27 protein-coding genes are annotated in these 24599 nt (G+C 72.6%); 12 read left to right on the plus strand and 15 right to left on the minus strand.

All coding sequences use genetic code 11. From position 1 onward, the window contains the following. Positions 1-37 precede the first annotated feature (37 nt). The 3 genes from OG992_RS05330 to OG992_RS05340 all read right to left on the minus strand — a co-directional run bounded on the left by OG992_RS05330 (position 38) and on the right by OG992_RS05340 (position 2682). Positions 38-835: an isocitrate lyase/phosphoenolpyruvate mutase family protein gene (locus tag OG992_RS05330; RefSeq protein ID WP_266302558.1), complete on the minus strand. Its 798-nt coding sequence runs from the start codon at positions 833-835 to the stop codon at positions 38-40. Then, positions 832-1866, minus strand: coding sequence for a cytochrome P450 (locus OG992_RS05335; RefSeq protein ID WP_266302559.1), 1035 nt, complete (start codon positions 1864-1866; stop codon positions 832-834). Before OG992_RS05335 ends, OG992_RS05330 begins: the two co-directional genes overlap by 4 nt. Before the next feature lie 72 nt (positions 1867-1938). Then, positions 1939-2682, minus strand: coding sequence for a helix-turn-helix transcriptional regulator (locus OG992_RS05340; RefSeq protein ID WP_266302560.1), 744 nt, complete (start codon positions 2680-2682; stop codon positions 1939-1941). Between the two features lie 125 nt (positions 2683-2807). Here OG992_RS05340 and OG992_RS05345 point away from each other — a divergent pair, with 125 nt between their 5' ends. Beyond that, positions 2808-3494, plus strand: a complete 687-nt coding sequence (locus OG992_RS05345; RefSeq protein WP_266302561.1) for a hypothetical protein — start codon at positions 2808-2810, stop codon at positions 3492-3494. Between the two features lie 24 nt (positions 3495-3518). Here the strand turns inward: OG992_RS05345 and OG992_RS05350 are convergent, their stop codons facing one another. The 3 genes from OG992_RS05350 to OG992_RS05360 are packed head-to-tail and all read right to left on the minus strand — an operon-like array spanning position 3519 to position 5843. Further along, complete coding sequence (locus OG992_RS05350; RefSeq protein WP_266302562.1) at positions 3519-4037, minus strand: 2'-5' RNA ligase family protein; 519 nt, start codon at positions 4035-4037, stop codon at positions 3519-3521. A gap of 49 nt (positions 4038-4086) precedes the next feature. Continuing rightward, positions 4087-4692 (minus strand): DNA-binding response regulator, encoded by a 606-nt coding sequence (locus tag OG992_RS05355; protein ID WP_238685723.1) that lies wholly within the window; start codon positions 4690-4692, stop codon positions 4087-4089. Beyond that, a complete protein-coding gene (locus OG992_RS05360; protein ID WP_266302563.1) occupies positions 4689-5843 on the minus strand; it encodes a sensor histidine kinase in 1155 nt (384 codons plus the stop codon). Before OG992_RS05360 ends, OG992_RS05355 begins: the two co-directional genes overlap by 4 nt. Positions 5844-5975: 132 nt before the next feature. Here OG992_RS05360 and OG992_RS05365 point away from each other — a divergent pair, with 132 nt between their 5' ends. Beyond that, a complete protein-coding gene (locus tag OG992_RS05365; protein WP_266302564.1) occupies positions 5976-6896 on the plus strand; it encodes a hypothetical protein in 921 nt (306 codons plus the stop codon). Between the two features lie 105 nt (positions 6897-7001). Further along, a complete protein-coding gene (locus tag OG992_RS05370; RefSeq protein WP_238685726.1) occupies positions 7002-8735 on the plus strand; it encodes a DEAD/DEAH box helicase in 1734 nt (577 codons plus the stop codon). 94 nt (positions 8736-8829) lie between these two features. On the opposite strand, the gene OG992_RS05375 is transcribed toward OG992_RS05370, so the two are convergent. The 5 genes from OG992_RS05375 to OG992_RS05395 all read right to left on the minus strand — a co-directional run bounded on the left by OG992_RS05375 (position 8830) and on the right by OG992_RS05395 (position 14808). Next, on the minus strand, positions 8830-10029 hold the full coding sequence (locus OG992_RS05375; RefSeq protein ID WP_266302565.1) for a right-handed parallel beta-helix repeat-containing protein: 1200 nt from the start codon (positions 10027-10029) through the stop codon (positions 8830-8832). Positions 10030-10117: 88 nt separating this feature from the next. Further along, complete coding sequence (locus OG992_RS05380; protein WP_238685728.1) at positions 10118-10522, minus strand: DoxX family protein; 405 nt, start codon at positions 10520-10522, stop codon at positions 10118-10120. A 130-nt stretch (positions 10523-10652) separates the two neighbouring features. Then, positions 10653-12983, minus strand: a complete 2331-nt coding sequence (gene lon, locus OG992_RS05385; protein WP_238672220.1) for an endopeptidase La — start codon at positions 12981-12983, stop codon at positions 10653-10655. Between the two features lie 140 nt (positions 12984-13123). Continuing rightward, positions 13124-13993 (minus strand): manganese catalase family protein, encoded by an 870-nt coding sequence (locus OG992_RS05390; protein ID WP_238685729.1) that lies wholly within the window; start codon positions 13991-13993, stop codon positions 13124-13126. Between the two features lie 83 nt (positions 13994-14076). Continuing rightward, positions 14077-14808: a sensor histidine kinase KdpD gene (locus OG992_RS05395; RefSeq protein WP_266302566.1), complete on the minus strand. Its 732-nt coding sequence runs from the start codon at positions 14806-14808 to the stop codon at positions 14077-14079. 98 nt (positions 14809-14906) lie between these two features. Between OG992_RS05395 and OG992_RS05400 the strand changes: the two genes are divergently transcribed. Together OG992_RS05400 and OG992_RS05405 are read left to right on the plus strand one after the other, a co-directional pair. After that, the gene (locus OG992_RS05400) at positions 14907-15515 is read left to right on the plus strand and encodes a response regulator transcription factor (RefSeq protein ID WP_266302567.1); all 609 of its coding nucleotides are present in this window, start codon (positions 14907-14909) and stop codon (positions 15513-15515) included. A 144-nt stretch (positions 15516-15659) separates the two neighbouring features. Continuing rightward, positions 15660-16007: an Lsr2 family protein gene (locus OG992_RS05405; protein ID WP_088989485.1), complete on the plus strand. Its 348-nt coding sequence runs from the start codon at positions 15660-15662 to the stop codon at positions 16005-16007. 126 nt (positions 16008-16133) lie between these two features. On the opposite strand, the gene OG992_RS05410 is transcribed toward OG992_RS05405, so the two are convergent. Together OG992_RS05410 and OG992_RS05415 are read right to left on the minus strand one after the other, a co-directional pair. Beyond that, on the minus strand, positions 16134-17408 hold the full coding sequence (locus tag OG992_RS05410) for a hypothetical protein (protein WP_266302568.1): 1275 nt from the start codon (positions 17406-17408) through the stop codon (positions 16134-16136). Positions 17409-17704: 296 nt separating this feature from the next. Then, a complete protein-coding gene (locus OG992_RS05415) occupies positions 17705-18580 on the minus strand; it encodes a hypothetical protein (RefSeq protein ID WP_266302569.1) in 876 nt (291 codons plus the stop codon). 164 nt (positions 18581-18744) lie between these two features. Here OG992_RS05415 and OG992_RS05420 point away from each other — a divergent pair, with 164 nt between their 5' ends. The 5 genes from OG992_RS05420 to OG992_RS05440 are packed head-to-tail and all read left to right on the plus strand — an operon-like array spanning position 18745 to position 21174. Beyond that, positions 18745-18936 carry a hypothetical protein gene (locus OG992_RS05420; RefSeq protein ID WP_266302570.1) on the plus strand — a complete coding sequence of 64 codons (192 nt, stop codon included), beginning with the start codon at positions 18745-18747 and terminating at the stop codon, positions 18934-18936. Further along, positions 18933-19313, plus strand: a complete 381-nt coding sequence (locus tag OG992_RS05425; RefSeq protein WP_238685735.1) for an Asp23/Gls24 family envelope stress response protein — start codon at positions 18933-18935, stop codon at positions 19311-19313. Before OG992_RS05420 ends, OG992_RS05425 begins: the two co-directional genes overlap by 4 nt. A 1-nt stretch (position 19314) precedes the next feature. After that, a complete protein-coding gene (locus OG992_RS05430) occupies positions 19315-19836 on the plus strand; it encodes a DUF6286 domain-containing protein (protein WP_266302571.1) in 522 nt (173 codons plus the stop codon). Continuing rightward, positions 19833-20393 carry a hypothetical protein gene (locus tag OG992_RS05435; protein ID WP_266302572.1) on the plus strand — a complete coding sequence of 187 codons (561 nt, stop codon included), beginning with the start codon at positions 19833-19835 and terminating at the stop codon, positions 20391-20393. Before OG992_RS05430 ends, OG992_RS05435 begins: the two co-directional genes overlap by 4 nt. A gap of 55 nt (positions 20394-20448) precedes the next feature. Continuing rightward, complete coding sequence (locus OG992_RS05440) at positions 20449-21174, plus strand: helical backbone metal receptor (RefSeq protein ID WP_266302573.1); 726 nt, start codon at positions 20449-20451, stop codon at positions 21172-21174. A gap of 101 nt (positions 21175-21275) precedes the next feature. On the opposite strand, the gene OG992_RS05445 is transcribed toward OG992_RS05440, so the two are convergent. Further along, complete coding sequence (locus OG992_RS05445) at positions 21276-22217, minus strand: TerC/Alx family metal homeostasis membrane protein (RefSeq protein ID WP_238685739.1); 942 nt, start codon at positions 22215-22217, stop codon at positions 21276-21278. A 229-nt stretch (positions 22218-22446) separates the two neighbouring features. Here OG992_RS05445 and OG992_RS05450 point away from each other — a divergent pair, with 229 nt between their 5' ends. Beyond that, positions 22447-22839, plus strand: coding sequence for an FKBP-type peptidyl-prolyl cis-trans isomerase (locus OG992_RS05450; protein WP_238685740.1), 393 nt, complete (start codon positions 22447-22449; stop codon positions 22837-22839). A gap of 78 nt (positions 22840-22917) precedes the next feature. On the opposite strand, the gene OG992_RS05455 is transcribed toward OG992_RS05450, so the two are convergent. After that, complete coding sequence (locus OG992_RS05455; RefSeq protein ID WP_266302574.1) at positions 22918-23304, minus strand: STAS domain-containing protein; 387 nt, start codon at positions 23302-23304, stop codon at positions 22918-22920. A 223-nt stretch (positions 23305-23527) separates the two neighbouring features. Here OG992_RS05455 and OG992_RS05460 point away from each other — a divergent pair, with 223 nt between their 5' ends. After that, positions 23528-24544, plus strand: a complete 1017-nt coding sequence (locus OG992_RS05460; RefSeq protein ID WP_238685742.1) for an SMP-30/gluconolactonase/LRE family protein — start codon at positions 23528-23530, stop codon at positions 24542-24544. Positions 24545-24599 lie beyond the last annotated feature (55 nt).

Raw genomic sequence — 24599 nt, forward strand, 5'->3', positions numbered from 1 at the left:
CAACACACCACCCACCGCCGCCCGCCGGCAGCCACCGTCAGTCGCCATCCGTCGGCACCAGAGCCTGCACCTCGGCGTACGACGGAAGTCCCACCGGTGTGGTGGGCCCGCCGTCGCGGACGGCGTCGGCGGCGGCGAGCGCGGCGCCCAGCGCGGCCCGGAACAGCAGCGAGCCGGTGCTGACCCGGGCCACCCCGGCGCCGCCCAACTCAGCCAACCCTGGGCCGCCGGGCTGGTACAGCGCGTTCACCGGAGCGTCGATCCGCTCGGTGAGGACGCGCAGGGTTTCCAGGTCGACAGTCCCGGGCACGAAGATCCCGTCGGCACCGGCCATCCGGTAGGCACGAGCACGGGCGAGGGTCCGCGGCAACGGGTCGTCCACCCCGAGCCACCAGGTGTCGGTGCGGGCGTTGACGAACAGCTCCGGCACCGCCGCCTTCACTGCCACGATCTTCGCAGCGGCGACCTCGGTGTCGGCGAGGCTGCCATCGGCACGCCCGTCCTCCAGGTTGATCCCGACCACGCCGAGCCCGGCCAACTCCGCCACGTACTCGGCGACCTCGACCGGGTCGTCGCTGAACCCGGCCTCCACGTCCACGCTGAGCAGCACCGGCAGCCGAGCCAGCCGGCGGGCCAGGGCGAGGGTCTCCCCCGCGGTGGCCGCGGTGCCGTCGGGAAGGCCGGCGGTCGCGGCAACCCCGAGGCTGGTGGTGCCGACGGCCGGATGTCCACGCGTGGCGAGCGCCGCCGCCGAGGCGTGGTCCCAGGCGTTGGGCAACAGCAGGGGGTGGCCGGCGTGGTGCAGGGCGTGGAACGCGGCACAACGTTCGATCATCGGACGCTCACCTCCAGAGTTGTCGGCACCCGCAGGGTCGGGTGCGGTTCGTGGCGCACCAGGGTCGGGCTGCGCCGGCACCTCTCCCGCAGCACGTCGAGCACCCCGCTGGCCAGCGCCAGGGCGTGCCGGTCGCCGGGGCAACCCCGCTCCCCCGTCCCGAAGGTCAACAGCCCGGCACCGGGCCGACCGGGCCGGAACGTCGCGGGCTCGGTGAACGCCTGCGGGTCACGGTTGGCCGCGTCGAAGCGCAGCAGCACCGGACTGCCCGCCGGCAGATCCTGCCCGCCCACCCGTACCCCGTCGACGGTGACCCGTCGGGTGGCCCGAACCGGTGGATCGAGGCGCAGCACCTCGGCCAGCAGGTCGGCGGTCGGTACCGTGCCCGCCGCTCGCGGAACCGCCGGGTTCAGCAGGTGATGGGCGGCGGCGCCGATCAGGCCGGCTGTCGCGTCGCACGCCTGGACCAGCAGACCGATCAGGTTCGCCAGTACCTCCGGCGGACCCTGCGGCGCGAGGGCCAGCAGGGCCGTCACCGCCCGGTCGGCCCGCGCGGTCAAGGCCGGGTCCACCCCCGGGTGGTACGCCGCCGCGACGACAACGACCGCCGTCCCGGCGGCTGCCGGATCAGCGAAACCGAGGCGATCGGCCAACGTCCGCAGCGGCACCGGCCGGGCCAGTTCCCGCATCACGTCGACGCGGTCGTCGGCGCGGTCGAGGACGGCCACTGTCAGCCGCGCCGCATCCAGTCGCAGGTCGTCCGGATCGAGCGGGGCCAGTGCGCTCACCGCTACCGCTCGACGGTCGGCGTGCCGTCGCGGTGGACTGAACCGGCTGACAGTGGCGCGCAGCCAGGCGAGGGTGCCGGGCGGACCGGTGTCGACGGCTGGCACCTGGAACGCCCTGTCGGTCAGCGCCGCGCGTACGTCGGCGTGCCGGGTCATCCACCAGCCGCTCTCCGGTTGGAACGAGGGTGGCCCACACGCCGGTGTTCCCGGAGCGGGCGCGATATGCGGCCAGTCGTCAGTCACCGCCCGACCGTAGAGCGCGAACCGTTCGCCCCACACCGAACGATCCCGGTGCGGTCACCCGCCGCTCGCCGGTCAGGCGCGGCCGCTCGTGGGTGGCGAACCCACCGGCGCGTCGAGGGTGTGTTCGGGGATGGCCAGGGCCGCGGCCAGGCCGGGGCGGCCGGCGGTAGTGAGACGGACGGCGCGGCCGCCGCCCTGGCTGATCCAGCCAAGGTCGGTGAGGCGGCGGCAGAGCGCCGCGCCGAGCGCCCCGGCCAGGTGCGGGCGGCGTTCGGTCCAGTCCAGGCAGTCGCGGACCACCGGGCGGCGCGCGGCGCGCAGCATGTCGACGGGTACGCCCAACCCGGCCACCCAGGCCCACCCGTCGGGCGTGAGCGCCAACCCGCTGGACCGGTCGAGTCGGCGCTCGGCCAGCAGCGCGTCGTACATCAGCACCCCCAGCCGCCCGGCCAGGTGGTCGTAGCAGGTCCGGGCGTACGCCAGGGAGGCGGTGGCGGTCGCCGCGCGCAGCGACCCGGTCGGTGTGGGCGTGGCCGGGGCGTGCCCGGCCAGGTCCTCGATCAGTTGGGCCACCGACGGCCCGGCCAGTCGCAGGTAACGGTGGCGGCCCTGCCGTTCCTCGACGAGCAGGCCACCGCGGACGAGTCGGGTGAGGTGGTCGCTGGCCGTCGACGGGGCGACACCGGCGCGCCGGGCCAGCTCACCGGCGGTCCACGCCCGCCCGTCGAGCAGCGCGACACAGATGCTGGCCCGGGTGCCGTCGGCCAGCAGAGCGGCCAACTCGGCCATCCCCCGACCGTCGGTGCCAACGCTCATCGCCCCAGTCTAGGAAAACGGCAGGCCGGCCTCCTTGCCCACTGCCCTACTCTGAAGGAGCCGCGGCGCCACTTCGGCAAGTCGGGGCCCTAGCGCCTGCACCACGGGCGGATAGAAGTAACCGGATGATCTGGACGAAGTTCAGAAGCGACCGCACCCCTCGCCGACTCCGTGCCGTGTCCGACCTGCGGTTTCCTGCCAGCGGACGTCAACATCTCAGGAACCGGTATCCCCATCTCAGCGACGACGACATCGTTCTCGTCGAAACCGCGACCCGGCAGTGGTTCCGGATCATCGCCCGCCAGCCCGACGCGAAGCTGTCGCTGCCGTCGGTGGTCGTGGACGATCTGTGGCAGGAGCTGACCCTCCACGCGCGGGACTACGCGACCTTCTGCGACGCCGCGTTCGGGCGCCCTCCGCACCCCCAGCCGAGGGCTGCGACAAGCGGCGACACGACCACCGCCAATCGTGGACCTCTCCTGCTCGCGACGCTGAGCTACGGCCGCCGGGACGAGGGTTGTGGCCCGACCGGCCTTCCGCTGCTCTTCCGGGTGGACCAGGAACTGGACATCCAGGATGGCAACCGCTACCTGGCCGACTGCGGAGGTCGCGGCGAATGCTTCCCGGTTTCCGGCCGGGTCTGCCTGCAACACCTCGCGGGGCCGGGCAAGCGGCCCAAACCACCCGGCATTCGCGGCGACCTGCCCTTCCTCGACGGCCGTCACGGCCACGCCGGCGGTGCGGGTGGCGGCGGTGGTGGCGAATTCAGTGGCGGGGGCGACGGTGGAGGCGGCGGTGGGGGCAGCAACTGAGGCTCCGGACGACGCGAGACGACCTCAGCCGCGGCCGGTCAGCGGGGTCACCGAGCGGTCCGTGCCGTCGTAGCTGCGAGCGGCGTCGAAGTCGCCCGTCGGGCGCTGCCCACCGGCGACGGCACGAGCCAACCGCAGGTCCGCGTTGCGGAACCGCAGGGCCAGGCTCAGGTGCGGCACCCACGTGTCGGGCGCATGCCACGGGCGGTGTCCGTCGGCCTCGGCGAGAACGTCCCAGACGGCGGCGTGCAGCGCGGTCAGCGCCGGAGTGGGTCGGACGAGCCAGACCAGTGGGGCGCTGCCGTCGAGGACGACGACCCGGTCGAGCGTCACCGGCACCGGCAGCGCGGCGTCGAACAGCTCGGCCAGACGGTGCTCGACCCCCGGCGGGAACTCGTCCACTGCGGCGAGGGTGAGGTGCGGCCGGTTGGTCGGGTGGATGTTGCGGGCCAGGCTGGGCAACCCGGCGGCGGCCAGCCGGCCCCAGACCGCCCGGACCGCGACCTCCAGGCCGGGCGAGCAGACCAGTTCCACCGTACGCACGCGCCTACGCTAGCCGGCGACCCTCCTGCTCGGCGGACGCCAACCGAAGTCAGAGCCAGCCGTTGTCCCGGGCGGTACGGACGGCCTCGGCCCGGTCGGCGGCGCCGAGCTTCTGCACGGCGGCGGAGAGGTGGTTGCGCACGGTGCCGGTGGACAGGTGCACCCGACGGGCGATCACCGCGACCGGGGCACCGACCTCCACCAGCCGCAGCGTCTCCAGTTCCCGAGGGGTCAGCGGGCACGGGGGCAGGGTCAACGCGTCGGCGGCCAGCGACGGGTCGACGTAACGCCCTCCGGCGTGCACCCGGCGGATCACGTCGGCGAGCGCCCCACCCGGCGAGCCCTTGGGCAGAAACCCTCGGGCGCCGGCGGTCAACGCCTGGCGCAGGTGCCCGGGGCGGCCGTGCCCGGTCAGCACGACCACCGCGCAGTCGGGTCGGACCCGGGTCAGCTCGGCGGCTACCGCGATGCCGTCCAGGCCGGGCATCTCCAGGTCCACCACTGCCACGTCCGGGCGGTGCGCCAACGCCGCGGTGACGGCTGTGGACCCGTCAGCGGCGTGTGCCACCACCTCGATGTCCGGTTCCAGGGCGAGCAGCGCGGCGACGGCGACCCGGATCAGGTCCTCGTCGTCGGCGAGCAGGACGCGGATCACGACGTCGCCGGCACTGTGGCTTCGAGGGTGAAGATCGCGTCCTCCCGGCGTACCCGCAACTCGCCCCCGGCAGCGGCGAGCCGGTCGGCCAGCCCGCGCAGGCCGTGGCTGTGCGCGTCCGGGCCGCGGTCGTCGGCGCCGTCGTTGGCCACCGTCATCCTGGCCACGTCATCCTCCCGTTCGATGCGGATCCGGCACCAGTCGGCCCGACTGTGCCGCAGCACGTTGGTGCTCGCCTCGCGCAGCACCGCCGCCAGCTCGATGGCGGCGGGCTGCGGCAGGTCCACCGGCAGTGGCAGAACCGTGCACCGCACCCCGCAGGAGCGCAGCACCCCCACCACCGCGGTGAGCTGTTCGTCGAGATCGACGGCCCGATAGCCGTGCACGGTCTCCCGTACCTCGCTCAGCGCGGAGGCGGCCAACCGTTGCACCTCGGCGGCCTCCCGCGCGGCCCGTTCCGGGTCCGCCGGGGCGAGCCGGGCGGCGAGTTCGGCCTTCAACGCGATCACCGTGAGGCGGTGCCCCAGGACGTCGTGAACGTCGCGGGCGAAGCGCAGCCGCTCCTCGGCGGCGGCCAGCCGGGCCTGGGCGGCCTGGCCCTGCCGGGCCTCCACGAGCAGGTCCCAGAACCAGACCTGGAGCCCGTTGACGGCGGCCACCGCCGCGCCGATCCCACCGGTCACGGCGAGGTGGCGCGGAACGGAACCGCCGGTCCACAAGGCCACCGTCACCGACACCGCCAGGACGCCGACCGCGACCGCCAGCGCGGCGCGCCACCGCACCAGCAGCGGCGTCATGCCGATCAGCGCCGCACCGAGCCAGGCCCACGTCGGCCAGCTGCCGGCCGCCACCGGGCCTACCAGCGGAACGGTCGGCACGGCCACCCCGACCAGGCTCAGCTCGGCCCGACGCCGCCAGCGCGGGTCGAGCCACGGCGTCACGGCCGCGTACAGGACGACGGTCTGGGCGATCACGAAGGCGAGGATGCCGACCGCGCCGACAGTCACCCGGCCGGGGTCGGGCTCGCGGGTCAGGCCGACCGCCGGTAGCAGGACGCTCGCCCAGACGCCGGTGGCCAGTGACACCAGCGTCGCCCGCCGGGCGCGGCGCAGCCGGCGGTCCGCCCGGGGAGTCACCGCCTCGCTCGCCACGCACCGATCCTAGGACCGCCCGGCGCACTGTCCACCCGTGCGAACTGTCACGGTCGTGCCGTGCGGCCCGCACGGTTTTCCCGTGACGAACGGGTCTGCCGGCCACACCGGGGGCACCGGCAGGGTCGAGGCATGGAAAACACCCGGATGTACGCGGACAGCCTCACCGCCGTACCGTCGCCCGCGCCCCTGCCCACCGACGAGCCGACCCCCTCGGCCCCCACGCCGGCACCGACCGCCGCGGCACCGGCCAGCAGCAGGCGCCGGCTGCTGTGGCATCTGGGTGAGATGGCAGTGGCGATGGTCGCCGGGATGCTGCTGCTGGCACCGTTGTGGGAGCTGGCCGGCGCCGCTCTGGGCGTCGGCGACGCACTGGCCCGGCCTGAGGTCGCCGCACTGGTGATGGCCACGAACATGACCGTCGGGATGACGGTGGGGATGCGCTACCGGGCGCACCGCTGGCACGCGGTCGGCGAGATGGCCGCCGCGATGTACGTCCCGTTCCTGCTGCTGCTCGTGCCGTTCTGGGCCGGCCTTATCGACGCCGACGCGCTGCTGCTCGGCGGTCATCTGCTGATGATGCCCGCGATGGTGCTGGTGGCGGTCCGACACCGACACGAGGCGTCGGCGCCGGTACGCCGACACCGGGTCGTGGTGGCGCTCGCTCGCCACTGGCCGACCGGGTTGGCGCTGCTGCTGACCGTTGACATGTGGGTCGACCCCGGTGTGCTCAGCCCGTGGACGATGCTGGTGTTGCCCGGCGGCTACCTGCTGATCGGCATGGTTCGCCGCACGCTGGGCGGGCGGGGCGTGCTCGCCACCCAACTCGCCGGTCTGGCCGTCTGGGTCACCCTGACGCTGGTCGCGGTGCTGGCCGGCGGGCGGACCGCCGACTGGCTGGTGGCGTTCGGGTGGTTGGCGCACGCCGGTTGGGACGTGGTGCACCACCGCAACCGCCGGGTGGTGCCGCGCGGCTACGCCGAGTTCTGCGTGGTGCTCGACGTGGCCCTCGCCGCGGTGATGGTGCTGGCCATCCTGACCACCGACGCCTGACCCAAGCCGCCGCCGGGATCGTGGAACAGCCGCAGCACGAGCCCGAAGACAGCTCTTGTGGCGGTCGCCGCAACGGCCCGGACGGCGTGATGAAAGGCTTGGCACATGAGTTCCGCACCTGCACAGCACGACGCACCGATCGACGCCACCCCCGACGGCACCGACGAGGTGAGCGCCTTCACCGAGCTCGGGCTACGCGCCGAGCTGCTGGGCGCCCTCGCCGCCCTCGGGTACGAGGAGCCGACCCCCATCCAACGGGAGGCTATCCCACCGCTGCTGGAGGGTCGGGACCTGCTGGGTCAGGCGGCGACCGGCACCGGCAAGACGGCCGCGTTCGCGCTGCCGCTGCTGAACCTCATGGCGGCACACCGCCAGGGCGGCGACCCGGTGGCGCTGGTGCTGGTGCCGACCCGGGAACTTGCGGTACAGGTCTCCGAGGCGTTCCACCGCTACGGCAAGGACCTGGGCGCCCGGGTCCTGCCGATCTACGGTGGGCAGCCGATCGGGCGGCAGTTGCGGGCATTGGACAGCGGCGTCGACGTGGTGGTGGCCACCCCGGGCCGGGCTCTCGATCACATCGCCCGGGGCACCCTGCGCCTGGGTGGGCTCGCCACGGTGGTGCTGGACGAGGCCGACGAGATGCTCGACATGGGCTTCGCCGAGGACATCGAGGCGATCCTGGAGCACGCTCCGGCGCAGCGTCAGACGGTGCTCTTCTCGGCCACCATGCCGTCGCGCATCGACGGGATGGCCCGCCAGCACTTGCGCGAACCGGTGCGGATCGAGATCGGCCGGGAGCAGCAGGTAGCGGGTGAGGCGCCCCGGGTGCGGCAGAGCGCGTACATCGTGACCCGGGCGCACAAGCCGGCCGCGCTGGGTCGGGTGTTGGACGTGGAGTCCCCGACCGCGGCGATCGTGTTCTGCCGCAGCCGGGAAGAGGTCGACCGGTTGACCGAGACGATGAACGGTCGGGGCTACCGCTCCGAGGCGCTGCACGGTGGCATGAGCCAGGAGCAGCGCGACCGGGTGATGGGCAGGCTGCGGGCGGGCACCGCCGACCTGCTGGTGGCCACCGATGTGGCGGCCCGTGGGCTGGACGTCGAGCAGCTGACCCACGTGGTCAACTACGACGTGCCGTCCGCCCCGGAGTCGTACGTGCACCGGATCGGTCGGGTCGGTCGGGCTGGCCGCGAGGGCGTGGCGATCACCCTCGCCGAGCCGCGTGAGCACCGGATGCTCAAGACCATCGAGCGGGTGACCGGCCAGCGGATCACCATCGACAAGATCCCCACCGTGGCCGACATGCGTACCCGGCGGCTGGAACTGACCCAGGCGGCCCTGCGGGAGAGCCTCCTCGAGGACGACCTCGACCCGTTCCGGGTGATCGTGGAGACGCTGACCGACGAGTTCGACCTGATGGAGGTCGCCCTCGCTGCCGTGAAGCTGGCCCACGAGGTGACGTCGCCGGGCTCCGACGACGAGGAGGAGATCCCGCAGGTTCCGGTCCGTGGGCCGCGCGAGGGTCGACCGGAGGCCGGCGGCCGGGGCGGCGACCGGCGGGGCGGGGGCCGGCCACGCTCCGGCGGCGGCAACACCGTCCAGGTCTTCGTCGGCCTGGGTCGACGCGCCGGGGTACGCCCGCAGGATCTGGTCGGCGCGATCACCGGGGAGACCGGCATCCGCGGCCGGGACATCGGCTCGATCGAGATCGCCGACCGGTTCTCACTGGTGGAGGTGCCGCAGGGGGTGGCCGACGAGGTCATCTCCGGGTTGCGCTCCAGCACGATCAAGGGCCGCAAGGCCACAGTGCGCCGCGACCGCGGCGGTGACGAGCGCTGAGCACGACGTCGGCGACCGCCGGAGCACGACGGTCGCCGACGACAGGTCCGGCGAGGCGGCGGGAGAACCGTGAGCAGTCGCCGCCCCACCGGTGCTAGTCGATGTTTCCGTCGACCACGTTGTTGGCGCCGGCCAGCGACGCGCCACCGGACCGGTGGTCGTACGCCCGCATCACGTTGTTGGTGACGATCCAGTTGTTGCTGGTGCCGACAGTGACGATCGGTCGGTCCTGGCGGCGGGGTGTCGCGTCGTCGTAGAACTGGTTGCCGATCACCTGGCACAGGCCGGCGTCACGGCCCAGGATCCCGTTGGCGCCGTTGTCGTGGATGTCGAGCCCCATGATCCGGGTACGTGCGGATGAGGAGACCTCGATGCCGTTGGTGGCGTTGCGCCACAGCCGGCCGCCGATGAACTGGGTCCCCCAGACCCGCCGCAGGTCCGCGCCGCTGCCGGTGCCACTGGTGCCGTTCGACTCCAGGTAGACGTTCTGGAAGATGTTTCGATGGGCGGATTCGCGCAGCTCTACGCCGTTGCCCCGACAACCCCAGACATGCAGGTTGTCGAAGAAGCAGGCGCTGTCCAGCAGCCGCATCCCGGTCTGGCACTCACCGACCCAGACGTTGAGGAACTCGTTGTCGTACGCGACCTTGTTCACGAGGATGCCGACGCCGAGGCAGTCCTCGATGTTGATATCGGTGATCTTGTTGGCGTGGGCGCTGGTGTCGGCGTCAGTGCCGAGGAACTCGATGGCGTGGCTGCCCGAGTTGCCGAAGTGCAGGTGGTGGAAGGTCGACCGGGGGCCGCGGACTGTCAACAGCACGTTGGAGGTCCGCATGCCGTAGAAGTGCACGTTGGAGATTTGGTTGTACTTGCCGCTCGAGACCAGACGACCGGTGTAGCCCGGAGCCGGCTGGATGATCGCCGCGCCGATGTTCTCGCCGGTCCAGGTCACGCTCGTCGGGAAGCGGACCTCCGACCCGAGACCGAGGGTGCCCACCGGTTGGAAGATCTCCCCACCACCGGCCGGTAGCAGGTTCAGCGCGGTGGTGACCTTGTCCGACTCGTCACTGCCGTCGAGCCGGCAGCCGACCCTGGGGTCCCGGAGGCTGAGCGGGGCCTCCCGCACGGTCGTGACGGGCGGTGATCCGCCGTGTTCAGCAGCGGCGAGGGTGGCCACCGTCGTGGCCACCGCGGCGCCCGCGCCGCCGGCGAAGAGCAAGCGCCGGCCCAACCGTCGGCCCGGTGGACCTGACCGTTGTGGCACTGCCGGCGGTCCCGCATCAGGTGCGCTCACGATCGGTTCCATGCCTCTCCCCCGTTGAGTGCCACCTCGAGCGGCGGGCGGACTCCACTGTGCATTGTCGCGCGCCGGCCGGCACGGATCAGAGGGCGTACGGGCCGAAACGGCCCCAGGCCACCACGGCGGCGAGGACGAGCAGCACAGCGCAGGCGACCGCGCCCTGGATCTCGGTGCGACGCCCCTCCTGGGTGGCCTGCTGTTTGCGGGCGCGCAGGTGCACCAGCATGCCGCCGATCATGACGATGACCAGCCCGACGGCGGCGAGTGGGGTGAGCACTGTGGCGATGCCGGTGGCAGCGGGCAGTACGAGCCCGGCGGCGGCCAGCAGCTCGACCGCGCCGAGCGACTTGACCTGTGACGGCGGCACCGGGTCCACCCACCGCATCACGTCGCGCAGCTTGTCCTTGGGCTGGCTCAGCTTGGCCAGCCCGACGCCGGCGAAGACGGCGGCGAGCAGGATCTGAATGATCCAGAGCACCACGTTCACGGGGGTTCCTCCAGGGGGCCGCCTCGCGGCGGAGAGGTGGTTGACGGTGCAGACGAGACAGTAGACCTGCCCGGCGTACCGAAAGGGCCCCCGCCGTCGGAAGACGGCGGGGGCCCAATTGGTCGGAGCGTCAGACCGCGAAGAGCGCCGGACCGTCCAGCGTCTTCACGTCGGCCGGGCGCAACGCCAGGGCGAGCACGTCGGCCACGTCGGCCAGGGTGTGCACTGTCAGTGCCTCGCGCACCTCGGTCGGCAGGTCGTCCAGGTCGGGCTCGTTGCGCGCCGGGATGATCACCTCGGTGAGGCCGGCCCGGTGCGCCGCGAGCAGCTTCTGCTTCACCCCACCGATCGGCAGCACCCGACCGGAGAGCGTCACCTCACCGGTCATCCCGAACTCGGGGCGGACCGGGCGACCGGTGACCAGCGACGCCAGGGCCGTGACCATGGTGATGCCGGCGCTCGGACCGTCCTTGGGCACCGCGCCCGCCGGGAAGTGGACGTGGATCCGGCGTCCCGCGAGAGCGTTCGGGTCGATGCCGAACCGCCGCCCGTTGGAGCGCAGGTAGGAGAGCGCGATCTGCGCCGACTCCTTCATCACGTCACCGAGCTGGCCGGTCAGGGTCAGCCCCGGCTCGCCCTCCATGCTGGTCGCCTCGATGAAGAGCACGTCCCCACCGGCGCCCGTGACGGCCAGACCGGTGGCCACGCCGGGCACGGCGGTACGCTCGGCCGATTCCGGTGTGAACTTCGGCCGACCCAGGTAACCGGTGAGGTTGTCGGTGCCCACGCGTGCCGGGGTCGGGTCCGTCGCCAGCGTCACCGCCACCTTGCGCAGGATCTTGGCCAGGGCCCGCTCGAGCTGCCGGACGCCGGCCTCCCGGGTGTACTCCCCCGCGATCAGCGCGAGAGCCTCGTCGGCGACGCTGACCTCGTCGACGGTCAGCCCGGCCCGCTCCCGCTGCCGGGGCAGCAGGTGGTCGCGGGCGATGGCGACCTTCTCGTCCTCGGTGTACCCGTCGAGCGTGACCAGCTCCATCCGGTCCAGCAGGGGGCCGGGGATGGACTCCACCACGTTGGCGGTGGCCAGGAAGAGCACGTCGGACAGGTCGAGGTCGACTTCCAGGTAGTGATCCCGGAAGGTGTGGTTCTGGGCCGGGTCGAGCACCTCCAGCAGGGCAGCGGCCGGGTCACCGGCGTAGCCGGCGGCCAGCTTGTCCACCTCGTCGAGGAGCACGACCGGGTTCATCGAACCGGCCTCGCGCAACGCGCGGACGATCCGACCGGGCAGCGCCCCCACGTAGGTGCGCCGGTGCCCGCGGATCTCCGCCTCGTCGCGGACGCCGCCGAGGGAGACCCGGACGAAGTTGCGCCCGAGCGCCCGCGCCACGGATTCGCCGAGGCTGGTCTTACCCACCCCGGGAGGACCGGCGAGGGCGAGCACCGCGCCGGAGCCGCGACCGCCGACCACACCGAGGTTGCGCTCGGCTCGCCGGTTGCGCACCGCCAGGTACTCCAGGATGCGGTCCTTGACGTCGGACAGGCCGGCGTGGTCGGCGTCGAGCACCGCCCGAGCCGCGGCCAGGTCGGTGTTGTCCTCGGTACGCGTGCCCCACGGCATCTCGAGCACGGTGTCCAGCCAGGTACGGATCCAGCCCGCCTCCGGGGAGGCGTCGCTGGCCCGCTCCAGCTTGCCGACCTCGCGCATGGCCGCCTCGCGCACCTTCTCCGGCAGCTCGGCGGACTCGACGCGGGACCGGTAGTCGGCGGAGCCGTCCGGCTCGTCCTCGCCCAGCTCCTTGCGGATCGCGGCGAGTTGCTGGCGCAGCAGGAACTCGCGCTGGGACTTCTCCAGCCCCTCGCGGACGTCACTGTTGATCTGCTCGGTGACCTCCTGCTCGGCCAGGTAGTCCTTCACCCAGCCGACCAGCAGCTCCAGCCGGGCGGTGACGTCCGGCGCGGCGAGCAGCTCGGTCTTCTGCTCCAGCGTCAGCCAGGGCGCGTAACCGGCCGAGTCGGCCAGCTCGGAGAGGTCGGTCATCCGCTCCACGGCGTCGATGACCTGCCAGGCGCCCCGCTGTTGGAGCACTGAGGTCACCAGGGCGCGGTACTCGCGGGCGAGTTCCCGGGCCCGACCGGCGTGGGCGGGTTCGTCGAGTTCGGTCGCCTCGACCCAGAGAGCGGCGCCGGGACCGGGCACGCCGGAGCCGATCCGGGCCCGGGACAGGCCACGGATGACGGCGGCGGGCTCACCCTCGGGCAGCCGGCCGACCTTCTCGATGGTGGCGACCACGCCTACCGGGCCGTATTCGCCGTCGATGCGCGGCACGGCCAGCAGCTTGCGGTCGCCGGTCGCACGCGCCGCGTCGATAGCGGCCTGGGTGGTGGGGTCGAGGGTCACCGGGATGACCATCCCGGGCAGCAGCACGGCGTCGGTCAGGGGAAGTACCGGAAGAGTTGCCATCGAACACCTGCCATCGCGTTGAGTTGAGCGTGTCTCACTCAAGTAACAAAGCGTTCCCCTTGTTCCGCTCTGTGACCCAGACCACTCTTCTCCCCGGCCGTCGGGTCGCCCGGGACCGGCGGGCGACCCGACGAGGCACCTCAGGTGAGCTTGCTCTTCACCGCGTTCACCACCGAGCCGGCCACTCCGGGGTTGGTGCCGTACAGGCGAGGGTCACCCGGAGGCAGCACCGGTTCCGGCGCGTTCGCCAGCGGGTTGTCGTCGTACCGGAACTCGCCCTTGCCGTCCGGCGAGGGCCCGGACGCCCAGCGCCCCTGGGCGGCGTCGGTGCCCGAGGAGAAACCCAGGTAGGTGTAGCCGTACTCCTCGGTGAACTCACCCGAGTCCGGGAACGCCTCCGGCACCGGCATCTCCTCCAGCCCGTCCTCCTTGAGCTGCTCGATCGCCGCCAGCCACATGTTCTGGTGCATCGTGTCGCGGGCCAGCAGGAAGCGCAGCATCTGCTTGACGCCCGGGTCGTCGGTCATGTGGAACAACCGGGCGACCTGGAGCCGACCCTGCGCCTCGGCGGTGACGTTGAGCTGAAAATCGGCCAACAGGTTGCCGCTGGCGGTGATGAACGCGCCGCTCCACGGCACCCCGTTGGAATCGGTGGGCAGGGCCCCACCACCACCGTGAATGAAGTGCGCCGGGTTCTCACCGGCGTAGGTCGCGGCGCCTCCGGGGTCCTCCGCGATCCCCTCGGTCAGCGAAAGCGGCGCGTTGTCCAACAGCCGGGTGATCATCGTGACGATCATCTCGACGTGGCCCATCTCCTCCGTGCCGACGTCGAGCAGCAGGTCCTTGTACTTGCCGGGCAGTCGGCAGTTCCAACCCTGGAAGAGATACTGGTTGGCGACAGTCATCTCGCCCCACTTGCCGCCCAACACCTCCTGCAAACGACGGGCGAACGCCGCGTCCGGGCCGTCCGGCTTGGCTTCGAACTGCAGATCCTTGACGTGGCTGAACATCCAACCTCCTCGGTACCGGAAACAGGTAGCGAGGCCGTTCCCGCCCCGCTGACCCGAGCGGGCCAACCGGTGTCCCGCTCGGGTCAGCGCACCGGGCGAGCCACCGGCAGCAGCACCTCCAACGCCACTCCACGGGGCCGTAGCCGGTGCGCCCGTAACGCTCCCCCGTCCGTCGCGAGGAGCTGCCGCGCGATCCACAGACCCAGACCGGACATCCCGACGGCCGGCGCCGGACGCCGCAGCGCGACCAGCAGCGCATCATCGACCCGACCCTCGTCGGTGACCAGGATGCTCAGGCTGGGGCCGCGCACTGTCGCGTAGAGCCCGACCTGTCCGTCCGGCGGGCCGTGCCGCAACGCGTTCTGCACCAGGTTGACCAGGACTTGACGGGTTCGTCCGGCCGGTACCGGGCAGGAGGCCGCCCACCGGGTGGCCCGCGCCCGCCGGCGGCCGACCGGCACCAGCGCGGCGGCCTCCCGCAGGATGCCCGCCAGCGCGACGGCCGGCTCCGGTTGCGGAGTCGGCGTCAGCACGCCGGTGCCGGCAGCGGCGTCAAGCAGCAGGCTCTGCAGGTGGGCAGCCTGGTCACGGGCCAGCTCAGTGAGCGCCCGCCGGTCGTCCCCGGTCAGCTCCTGACGCTCGTCGGCCAACGCGCGGGTCAGCGAGGTCAGGGTGCTGATCGGCGTCCGGAACTCGTGGCACAACACCCGCAGCAGCAACTCCGAATCGGCCGCCGTCGGTTGTTTCCTGCCCGGTGTCGGCTCAATCGGGCGCAACCCTCGCAGCAGGTCCCGCAGACCGTGCCGTACGCGCATCCACCCGACTCCCCTCGTTCGGTGCGAACCCGCATGATCGGTACCCGCTGGGGAACGGCGCAGACATGCCGGGAGCCTCCACCTTGCGACTCGTCGTCGTGGACGATCACCCTCTTTTCGTCCGCGGCCTGGAGTTGCTGCTCCCGATCACCACAAACGGCCGCGCCGAGGTCATCGCCTCGACCGGCGACGCCGCCGCGGCGGCGGCCCTGGTCAGCAACTGCCGCCCCGACCTGGCCCTGGTCGACCTGCACATGCCGCCGCCGGGCGGCATCCGGGCGGTGGCCGCGATCCGGCGGACCACCCCACGGGTACGGGTGGTCGCGATGTCCGGTTCCGCCGACGCCGGGCCAGCGGTGGAGGCGCTGCGGGCCGGCGCGGAGGGGTTCCTGCCCAAGACCAGCGAACCGGAGGAGCTGCTGCCACCGCTGCTGGCGATCCTCGACGGCTGGGCAGTGCTGCCGGCCGAACTGCTGCGCGCCATGCTACGACCCACGCGCTCCCCGCCCGTCGACCTGGACGGCGAGGAACGGCGGCTGCTGCGGGGAATCGCGTCCGGCCGCAGCACCGTCGACATCGCCGAAGAACTGCACGTCTCCGAACGGACGGTGAAACGGATGACCGCCGCGTTGCTGCGCAAGTTGCGGGTCTCGAACCGGGCCGAGGCGGCTGCCGTCGCCGGCCACAGCGGCATCCTCGGGGAATGACGCCTCGACACCGAACCGATTCACGGTTTTGCTCGGTAACAGAATCGCGACGCGCCGAATGAATGGAAGGCATATTGTTGCGGATTACCGGGGTGGTAGGTCAGACTTTGGACACATCCCGCCGCACACAGGGAGTAATCGGCAATGGCGAGAAAAGTAATCACGGTCCTGACCGACGACCTCGACGGTGGGAAGGCCGACCGAACGGTTGAGTTCAGTCTCGACGGCGTGGCCTACACGATCGATGTCTCCGACGAGAATGCCGGCGTCCTGCGCAAGGCGCTCGATCCGTACATCAATGCGGGTCGGCGGATCGGGCGCGGCCCGGTGGAGAGCGCCCGTTCAGTCCGGCGACCGGGGCGACCCGCCGGCGCGGGAATGGATCGGGAGCAGAACCGGGCCATCCGGGAATGGGCCGTCAAGAACGGCTACAAGATTTCCGAGCGCGGCCGGATCCCGGTTGAGGTCGTCGAGGCGTACAAGAGCCGCTGACGCGACTCGACGGGGCCCCGCCGGAAACGGCGGGGCCCCGTCGTTTGTCCGGGCACCCGAAGTGAGGCGGTGGCCGACCACCCCGGGTTGTCGCCCCGGGTGGCCGGCCACCGTTGGTAGGTCAGCTCAGTTGACGTCGATGCGCACCGAGTCGAAGGCGGGGGTCTGGTTGGCCCGCTCCATCATCGGCAGGCGGTGCGAGCCGTCACCGGCCCAGACGGAGCACTGGGCGGTACCGGACTCCGGCAGGCCCGGAATCTGGATCGTCACCTCGTCGGGCTGGGCCCCACCGCGGCCGTCCTCGGTCGCGACGAAGAACGCCGGCACCTCCTGCGGCTCCGGCGGAGCGGTCAGGCTGTCCAGCATCCGGCACGCGGTGTGGAAGTGACCGCGGACCAGGCCCTGGTCGTTGAGGAGCGAGCTCTCCACGTAGTAACCACCCTGACCGGCGGCCAGGAATCGGTCCCGGACCAGGTTGCGGGTGCTGACCCGCAGGGTGAAGGGCTGGTTCTGGCCGACCTGCTCGGGGAACTGGGTGATCAGCAGCGACGGGTTGTTGGCCGCCGCGCCGACCTCACCGAATTCGGTGCTCACGCAGCGGTTGCCGTTCTGGAAACCGTCGTGCGGCTGGAGCCGGCTCTCGTCGCAGTCGTTGGCGAGCACGCCGAGCCCGGCGCCGGGTGCGGTGCCACCGCCGTTGTTCCCGCCACCGTTGTTGCCACCGCCGTTGTTGCCGCCACCGGGGGTGGTGGTGGGCGTGGTGCCGCCGCCGTTGTTGCCGCCCGTGCCGCCGGTGGGCTGCACCTGGCACTCGGCGAGCTGCGCGAGGCCCTGCGGCCGAGGTCCGGCCCGGTCGATGGCGGTCGTGATCCGGTCCAGCACGGCGCGGCGCTTGCCGGCCAACGGCTGGAGGATCGCGTTGCGGATGAACGCCTCACCCTTGTTGCCCTCGGCGGCGAGCCGGCGGTCCGCCTCGGCGATCTGGGTCTGCAACTGGGCGAGGTTGCGGTCCACCTCGGCTCGCGCCCGGTTCGGCACCTGCGGCAGCTTGGCCGCCACGTCCGGACAGGCGATGGCCGTGCCGGTACCCACAGTGCCGTCCTTGCCGTCCTCGCACTCGGGGACCGACTGCTGTCCGTCACCCCAGTGGTTACGCACCCACCGACCGTTCTGCCAGGTCCGGCTGGTCGAGCCGCCACCGGTCGGCGCGGTCGCGCCCGGGCTCGGCTCCACGCACTGCCCGGAAGCCGGACGTGGCTTATTTGTCCGCCGGTCCTGGGCCGACGAAATCTGAGTCACGGCGACAACTCCGCCGAAGACCGCGAGCGTGCCGACAACTGCCAGCAGACGCTTGCTCCGCGCGTTGCCGGAAGGCCGGCGCGCCCGAGTGGACCTGCGCATCGAATTGCTCTCCTTCTCGATCCGGTAGTGGATTTCTGCCCTCGGCGGACCGACGGATGTGAGGTGGCACGCCGCGGTGGCGACCCACCGTGACCTACCAGGTAATGCGTCGATGGCCGACGATGCCCTTTCCGCACCGTCTCCCGCGCCCGGTGGACGCGGATGGGGAGATCCTGTTCATTCGCGCAGGAGTACGGGGCGGCGGCCGGGAAGGTTCAACAGACGCACAGGAAATTGCCGCGACCCGACACGGGAGCCGGCGCGGAGCAGGGATCAGCAGGTGAAACGGGCGCTGGTCAGTCGGCGCAGAGGTGATCGAAGGCGAACCCGCCGACCAGTTCGTGGCGGCGCTGGCTCAGCGCGGCGATCTGCGCGGTCCACTCGGCGCGCGACAGCAGGTCGGCGACGGCGTTCTCTCGCAGTCGTTCCCCCACGGCGACGGCGGCGAGATCCTCGGCCAGTCGGGCCGCGTCGATGCCGCAGGAGAAACGGTGCTCGGTCACCGATACCTGCTCGATGAGGCACGCGTCGGGGCGTACCTGCACCCAGCTCCACCCCTGCGCCGGACCGTCAGCCCAGCGGACGTGCAGCCCTCGCACGATCGGGTCGGCCACCTGCCCTGCCACGTACGCCTCGACCGCCGCCGCGCGGGTCAGCGCGCCGAGGTCGTTGACCGGCCCGGTACGCCCGTCCGGCAGCCGGCCCAGGATGTCCCGAAAGCCCACCGGTGCCGGTTCGGTCCCGGCGGCGGTGGACCCGCCCGCGGCGTAGGCGCGCGCGTCGATCACGTACTCGACCAGGCGGCGGCCATGATCGGCGGCGTTCAACGTAGGCGACCCGATCCGCAGAACGGGCAGGCCGGCGGCCGCGCCCACCGCGTCCGTGAGTCGCTCCACGCGCTGCTCCGCCGTGCCGGGAGACGGCACCGGGCCGATCTGTACGGCGACGACCGGACGGCCGGTGTCGGCGGCGTAGACCACGAAGTCGAAGCTGGCGCGGCTCGCCGAGGTCCACTGGCTGCCGGTCACGCCGGGCGGGCGGCCCTGGAGCAGATCGCTGAGCCGGCGTGCCGCCAGGACCCGATGGCCGGCGCGGCTGAGCAGCGCGTCGCGCCCCGCCTCGGCGGGCATCGCCCGCAGCCAACCGCGGTCGTCGCTCCCGATGCTCGTCATCTGCCTGATCCATCCGCCGGTCGGTCGAGCCGGGCCGAGTCTAGGTGGTCGATCATGGGCCACCGACTTGCCCTGTGACGCGGATCACAGTAGCGCCGACGTTCCAGGAATGGCCGCCGGGTGTATCCAGCGACCGCCGGTACCGGACCGGCCCGGAGGTGACCATGTCGCGACAGCAGTTCGGCTTCCTCGCCGGGTTCCTCGCCGTGGCGGTCTGGGCGCTCGCCGGCGTCGGCGTGGCCGCCCTCGCCGTACTCGCCGGCCTGCTCGGCTGGCTGGTCGTCCGGGTGCTCGACGGCGACCTCGCGGTGACCGGTCTCGGCGACCGCCGCCCCGACGCTCGGCGGCCCCGATGACCACCCGCCCGTCCGCGAGGACGAACCCCGGCACCGGACTGGCCGCCGGGGCGACCGGTGCGGAACGCCCAGCGGGCGACACCGCGGACGTCGCGCGGATCGCGGTGCAGGCCGCCAGCCTCGTGCCGGGCGTTTCCGTCGTCCGCCCGGCGGCGGTGCGCCTGGATGACCGGTCCGTCGCACTCGACCTGCACCTGATCACCTGGTACGGACACAGCGTGCCGACGATCGCCGAAACGGTGCGGGCGGTCGTCACCGAGCGGGTGGCCGCCCAGACCGGGCTCAGCGTGGCGGTGGTGACCGTCACCGTGGACGATCTGCTCGTCCCCGGCGTCGACTCCTCCGGCGTCGGCACCGCCACACCGGAGGACGGCTGAGATGCGCACCGCCAACCGGGTCGCCTCGTTGCTGCTGGCCACCGCCCTGCTTCTCGGTGGTGCGGCGGTGGCCGTCCAGGCGCTCCTGCTCACAGCGCACCGACCGACACCGCTCGACACCAGCGGCTGGCTCGACGCGCTGAGCGGCACCCGGTGGGACGACCCCACCGTCCGGGTCGTGGCTGGCGGGGCTCTCCTACTGGGCCTGCTCATCCTCGTGGCCCAACTGCGCCGCTGGACGCCGGTCCGCCTGCCCGCCGACGAGCGCGACGGCTGGTACCTGCACCGGCGCTGTGTGGAACGGCGGCTCGCTGCCGCCGCCTGCGCGGTGCCGGGCGTCCGCCGCGCCCGGGTCCGGGTCCGACGGCGCGGCGGCCAGTGGCGCCCCCGGGTTCGCGCGACCGGCGACCCGGCGGCCCGGGCGGAAGTCGAGTTCGCCGTGCACCAGGAGTTGCGCCACCTCACCGCACCCCGCCCGGCCCGGATCGACGTCCGGCTGCTGCCTCGGCGACGGCCGGCGTGACCAACGCCGGGCACCGACTGCTGTGGACCATCATCGCGCTGCTGCTGGTCGCTGGCGGCGCGGCGGCGCTGACGGCAAGCCTCGGCACGTTGCCCGGTGCTGACCCGGCGGCGGTGCTGCTCAGCGTCGCGCTGGTCGACCGGTGGCGGTTCGCCGCGCCGTGGAGCACCCTGGCCGCGGCCGTCGCCGGAGCGCTGTTCGCGCTGGCCGGGCAACGCCTGCTGACCCGGGAGCTGCGGGGCCCGGACGGCACGCTGCGTGGCACCCTGAGCCACCCCGGACGTCGGCCGGGCCGAACCCGGCTGGCCACCGACGTCCTCGTCGACGCGCTGGTACGCGACCTGACCGGCAACCCCGGGGTGCGCCGGGCCCGGGTGGTGCTCACCGGCGCGCCACCGCACCCCGACGTGTGGATCCGGGTGGACCTCACCGCCGACGCGCCGACCGCCGGCGTACGCGAGCACGTCCGCGCCGCGGTCCGCCGATTCGCGGCGACGACCAACTGCCAGCCCGCGCACCTCGACGTGACCGCCCGCATCGAGCCGAGCCGCACCTGACGCGACGCCGACCCGAGGGGCATGATCGGTGTCAGCGGCGAACGGAGGTACACGGGTGCGAGTGGTGTCGCTGGTGCCGTCCCTGACCGAGGCGGTGGCGCTGACAGTGCCGGGAGCGCTGGTCGGGGCCACCGACTGGTGCAGCCACCCGACCGGTCTCGACGTGGCCCGGGTCGGCGGCAGCAAGTACCCCGATCTGGACCGGGTGCGCGCGCTGCGTCCGGACCTGGTGCTGCTGAACGTCGAGGAGAACCGCCGGGCGGACGCGGAGGCGCTACGGGCGGCCGGCGTACCGGTGCGGGTCACCTACCCACGGACCGTTCCCGGCGCGTTGACCGAGCTGGGCGACCTGCTGACCGAACTGGGTGCGCCGACGGAACCGGACTGGCTGCGGGCCGCCCGGCGGGCGTGGGCCACACCGCCGCGGCTGACAACGACCCGCCGCGCTGTGGTGCCGGTCTGGCGTCGGCCGTGGGTGGTGCTCGGTGGCGACACGTTCGCCGGTGACGTGCTGCGCCGCCTCGGCGTTCTCAACGCCTACCACGAGGATCCCGAACGCTATCCCCGCCCGAGCCTCACCGAACTCCGCGAACGAGAGCCCGACCTGGTGGTCCTGCCCGACGAGCCGTACCGGTTCACCGCCGACGACGGGCCGGAGGCGTTCCCCGGCGTACCGTGCGCCCTGCTCTCCGGGCGGCACCTCACCTGGTACGGCCCGTCCCTGGCCGAGGCGCCCGCGCTGCTCGCCGACCAACTGTCCCGGCCGGTGCTGGTCGGCTGACCCCGACCGCCGCCCGACGGCCGAGGACGCGGCCCGGCGGCTCAGCCAACGGCCCGGCGGCTCGGCCAACGGCCCGGCGGCTCGACCAACGGCCCGGCGGCTCAGCCGTCGGTTCGACGGTGGGCGGCCAGTGTGCTGGCGCCGATGGAGACGGCCAGGGTCAGCAGCACCACGGCCAGGGTCAACCAGACCGGCAGCTTGCCCACCGGCGTCTCGGCGAGAATCAGCTTCAGCCCGGCGAAGGCCAGTAGCAGCGCCAACCCGTACCGCAGGTAGCCGAAGTGGCGCAGCAGGCCGGCGAGGCAGAAGTAGAGGCTGCGCAGCCCCAGGACGGCGAACGCCGTGGCCGTCCAGACCAGGAAGGTGTTTGTGGTGATGGCAAGGATCGCCGCCACCGAGTCGATGGCGAAGACCACGTCGGTGGCCTCGATGGCGACGAGCGCGACAAGCAGTAACGTCGCCACCCGTCGGCCGCCCACCCGGGCGGTGAACCGGTCGCCGTGGTAGCGGGCGTCGGTGGGCACCAGCCGCCGGAACAGCCGGACCACGACGTTGCGTTCCGGGTCGACGTCCGGCTTTCCGCGTACGGCCAGCCGCCAGCCGGTCCAGATCAGGAACGCACCCAGCACGAACCCGGCCCAGGCGAGCCGGTCCAGCAACTCGGCACCGGCGAAGATGAACAGCAGCCGGAAGACGAGTGCCCCCACGACACCCCAGAACAGCACCTTGTGCTGATAGCCCGACGGCACCTGGAAGTAGGCGAAGAGCAGCGCGAAGACGAAGACGTTGTCCACCGAGAGCGCCTTCTCCAGCAGGTAACCGGAGTAGTACGCGATGGCCGGGTCACCGCCGAGGCCCCACCAGACGACCAACCCGAACAGCAGACCTGCGCCGATCCAGACGGCGCTCCACAGCAGCGCCTCGCGGAGCTCGATGACATGGTTGTCCCTGTGCAGGAGCACATCCACGGCGAGCAGCACCGCGATCACCGCGCCGACCGCCGCCCAGGCCCACAGCGGGACCGCGACCGTCGCCTCAGCCACCGACGCCCTCCGCATCGACCACCGCGCACCGCCCGTCAACCAGGCCGGCCGGCCCTTTCCGAGCCTAGGTGAACGCCCGACCCGGCATCAGACGGTCGAACGAAGTCGGTGCACGACCGGAGAATAGGGCGGCGAGGCAGGTTGCGGGTCCGCCGTACATCGGTGAGGGGTGATCCGGCAGGATCGACGGTGACCGGACACATCACCCAACACGGCAGGAGATCCCCGCATGACCCAGGCAGCAGGCGCCCAGTCGGGCAAGCCCGAGGTTGGTCCGATCGAGGGTGCACCGCCGGCCGACCTCGTGATCGAGGACATCACCGTGGGCGACGGCCCGCAGGCCGAGCCGGGCCAACTGGTCAGCGTGCACTACGTCGGCGTGTCGCACTCCACCGGCGGCGAGTTCGACTCGTCCTGGAACCGGGGCGAGGCGTTCGACTTTCCGCTCGGCGGCGGTCAGGTCATCGCCGGCTGGGACCAGGGCGTCGCCGGCATGCGCGTCGGCGGTCGCCGCCGCCTGACCATTCCGCCGCACCTGGGGTACGGCGACCGGGGCGCCGGCGGCGTCATCAAGCCGGGTGAGACGCTGGTCTTCGTCGTCGACCTGCTCGGCGTGAGCTGACCGATTGTCGGGGTCGCCGGCCAGGCCGGCGGCCCCGCGCCGGGTGCGACGGCGGCGGGCCCACCTCGTTGACCAGCGTCAGGCGGCCAGTTGCAGGTCCGTGGTCGCGACCACCGGACGACGCGCCGCCTCGATCGGCGAGGTCAGCTCCAGAATCGGCATCACACGGTGCAGCCCGCTGACGCGCAGCACCCGTGCCACCACCGGGCTCGGATCGACAAGGACCAGCTCGCCACCACGGGCCCGCACGCGCAGATGCGCCGCGAGCAGCGTGCGAATGCCGGCGGCGGAGAGCAGCCGCAGCCCGGACAGCTCCAGTTGAAGCACCGGGCGGGCCGGCGCGGACCACAGCGCGGACCGGAACGCGGCCACCGTGGCGATGTCGATCTCGCCCGCCACCCGCACGAGGACCATCTGGTCACCCACGCTGACCTGCACGTCCAGCCGGTCGCTGTGCTCTTCCATGCTCAGAAATCTAGCCCCCACCACCGACACTTTCGCCCCTCCACGGAGTGATTCCGGGTACGCCCAGGGGCATACCCCGAGGTACCCCACCTCCCTCTCGGGGTGGAGTCAGGGGCCCGGGCGGCGCGCCGACCTCCCCGGGGGGTGGAGTCCGAGCCCGCGCGGCGCGCCGTGAGTGCTCGGAACCCGGGGGTCGGCAGGCATTCGGGTGGAGAATAGGTCGATGCTGATCCCCCGGCCCCGGCCGCCCCGGCTGATCCGCCCCGTCCGCGAGCCGGCGACCAGCCCTCCGGCGCTGGCCGGCGCATGGGCCCCCACCGACCGCCGGCTCGACGAGGCTGAGTTGCTCCCCCTGCCGGCGGGCGCCGTCGGCCCCGAGGACGTGCTGATCGACGGCGCCGGGCGGGTGATCAGTGGCGACGAGGACGGTCGGCTCTGGTGGTGGCCGGTCGACGCGCGGGCCGGCACCCCACCCCACCTGCTGGCCGAGACCGGGGGCCGGCCGCTCGGCATCGAGCTGGACCCGTCCGGTGAGGCCCTGGTGGTCTGCGACGCGTACCGCGGGCTGCTGCGGGTCACCCCGGACGGCGCGGTACGCGAACTGACCGGCACGGCACCCCCGGTGCACCTGGCCAACAACGCGACGGTGGGCCGTGACGGCACCATCTACTTCACCGACAGCTCCGACCGGTTTCCGGTCTCGCACTGGAAGCGAGACCTGCTGGAGCACCGTCCCAACGGGCGGGTGCTGGCCCATCATCCGGGTAGCGGCCGCACCGAGGTGGTGACCGACGGGCTGTACTTCCCCAACGGGATAGCGCTGACCCCGGACGAGTCGGCGCTGATGCTGGTGGAGACCAGCACCCACCGTCTGCTGCGGGTCGAGCTCGGCGGCGGTGTGCGGGTCCTCGCCGACCTGCCCGCGTACCCGGACAATCTCGCCTCGGTGGGTGACGGAACCTACTGGATCGCGCTGCCCAGCCCCCGTGTGCCGATCGCCGAACGGCTGCTGCCCCATCCGCGGCTGCGCCAGATCGCCGCCCTGCTGCCCGACGCGATGCAGCCGCAGCCACGCCGCTACGGGCTGGTCGCGCTGGTCGACGACGCGGGGACGGTCCGCCGGACGCTGCACGGTCCGAACGGGCACTACTCGATGATCACCGGGGTACGCCAGCACGGCGACCACCTCTGGCTGGGCAGCCTGACCGGGTGCGGGGTGGCCCGCGTACCCCTGGGGTAAATGGCGACGGGGCCGGTCCGGCCCGTGGGGTGATGGCCGGGGCGGCGACGGGGCC

This window comes from Micromonospora sp. NBC_00362 (assembly GCF_026342155.1).
In the GTDB taxonomy this organism is placed as follows: Bacteria; Actinomycetota; Actinomycetes; order Mycobacteriales; family Micromonosporaceae; genus Micromonospora; species Micromonospora hortensis.

Bases quoted from the DNA above. Each gene is read 5' to 3' on its own strand.
- OG992_RS05455 (WP_266302574.1), bottom strand. From the start codon at position 23,304: ATGGAAGAGCACAGCGACCGGCTGGACGTGCAGGTCAGCGTGGGTGAC.
- OG992_RS05345 (WP_266302561.1), top strand. From the start codon at position 2,808: ATGATCTGGACGAAGTTCAGAAGCGACCGCACCCCTCGCCGACTCCGT.
- OG992_RS05405 (WP_088989485.1), top strand. From the start codon at position 15,660: ATGGCGAGAAAAGTAATCACGGTCCTGACCGACGACCTCGACGGTGGG.
- OG992_RS05365 (WP_266302564.1), top strand. From the start codon at position 5,976: ATGGAAAACACCCGGATGTACGCGGACAGCCTCACCGCCGTACCGTCG.
- OG992_RS05420 (WP_266302570.1), top strand. From the start codon at position 18,745: ATGTCGCGACAGCAGTTCGGCTTCCTCGCCGGGTTCCTCGCCGTGGCG.
- OG992_RS05425 (WP_238685735.1), top strand. From the start codon at position 18,933: ATGACCACCCGCCCGTCCGCGAGGACGAACCCCGGCACCGGACTGGCC.
- OG992_RS05450 (WP_238685740.1), top strand. From the start codon at position 22,447: ATGACCCAGGCAGCAGGCGCCCAGTCGGGCAAGCCCGAGGTTGGTCCG.
- OG992_RS05460 (WP_238685742.1), top strand. From the start codon at position 23,528: ATGCTGATCCCCCGGCCCCGGCCGCCCCGGCTGATCCGCCCCGTCCGC.
- OG992_RS05330 (WP_266302558.1), bottom strand. From the start codon at position 835: ATGATCGAACGTTGTGCCGCGTTCCACGCCCTGCACCACGCCGGCCAC.
- OG992_RS05390 (WP_238685729.1), bottom strand. From the start codon at position 13,993: ATGTTCAGCCACGTCAAGGATCTGCAGTTCGAAGCCAAGCCGGACGGC.
- OG992_RS05415 (WP_266302569.1), bottom strand. From the start codon at position 18,580: ATGACGAGCATCGGGAGCGACGACCGCGGTTGGCTGCGGGCGATGCCC.
- OG992_RS05395 (WP_266302566.1), bottom strand. From the start codon at position 14,808: ATGCGCGTACGGCACGGTCTGCGGGACCTGCTGCGAGGGTTGCGCCCG.
- lon (WP_238672220.1), bottom strand. From the start codon at position 12,983: ATGGCAACTCTTCCGGTACTTCCCCTGACCGACGCCGTGCTGCTGCCC.
- OG992_RS05430 (WP_266302571.1), top strand. From the start codon at position 19,315: ATGCGCACCGCCAACCGGGTCGCCTCGTTGCTGCTGGCCACCGCCCTG.
- OG992_RS05410 (WP_266302568.1), bottom strand. From the start codon at position 17,408: ATGCGCAGGTCCACTCGGGCGCGCCGGCCTTCCGGCAACGCGCGGAGC.
- OG992_RS05370 (WP_238685726.1), top strand. From the start codon at position 7,002: ATGAGTTCCGCACCTGCACAGCACGACGCACCGATCGACGCCACCCCC.
- OG992_RS05340 (WP_266302560.1), bottom strand. From the start codon at position 2,682: ATGAGCGTTGGCACCGACGGTCGGGGGATGGCCGAGTTGGCCGCTCTG.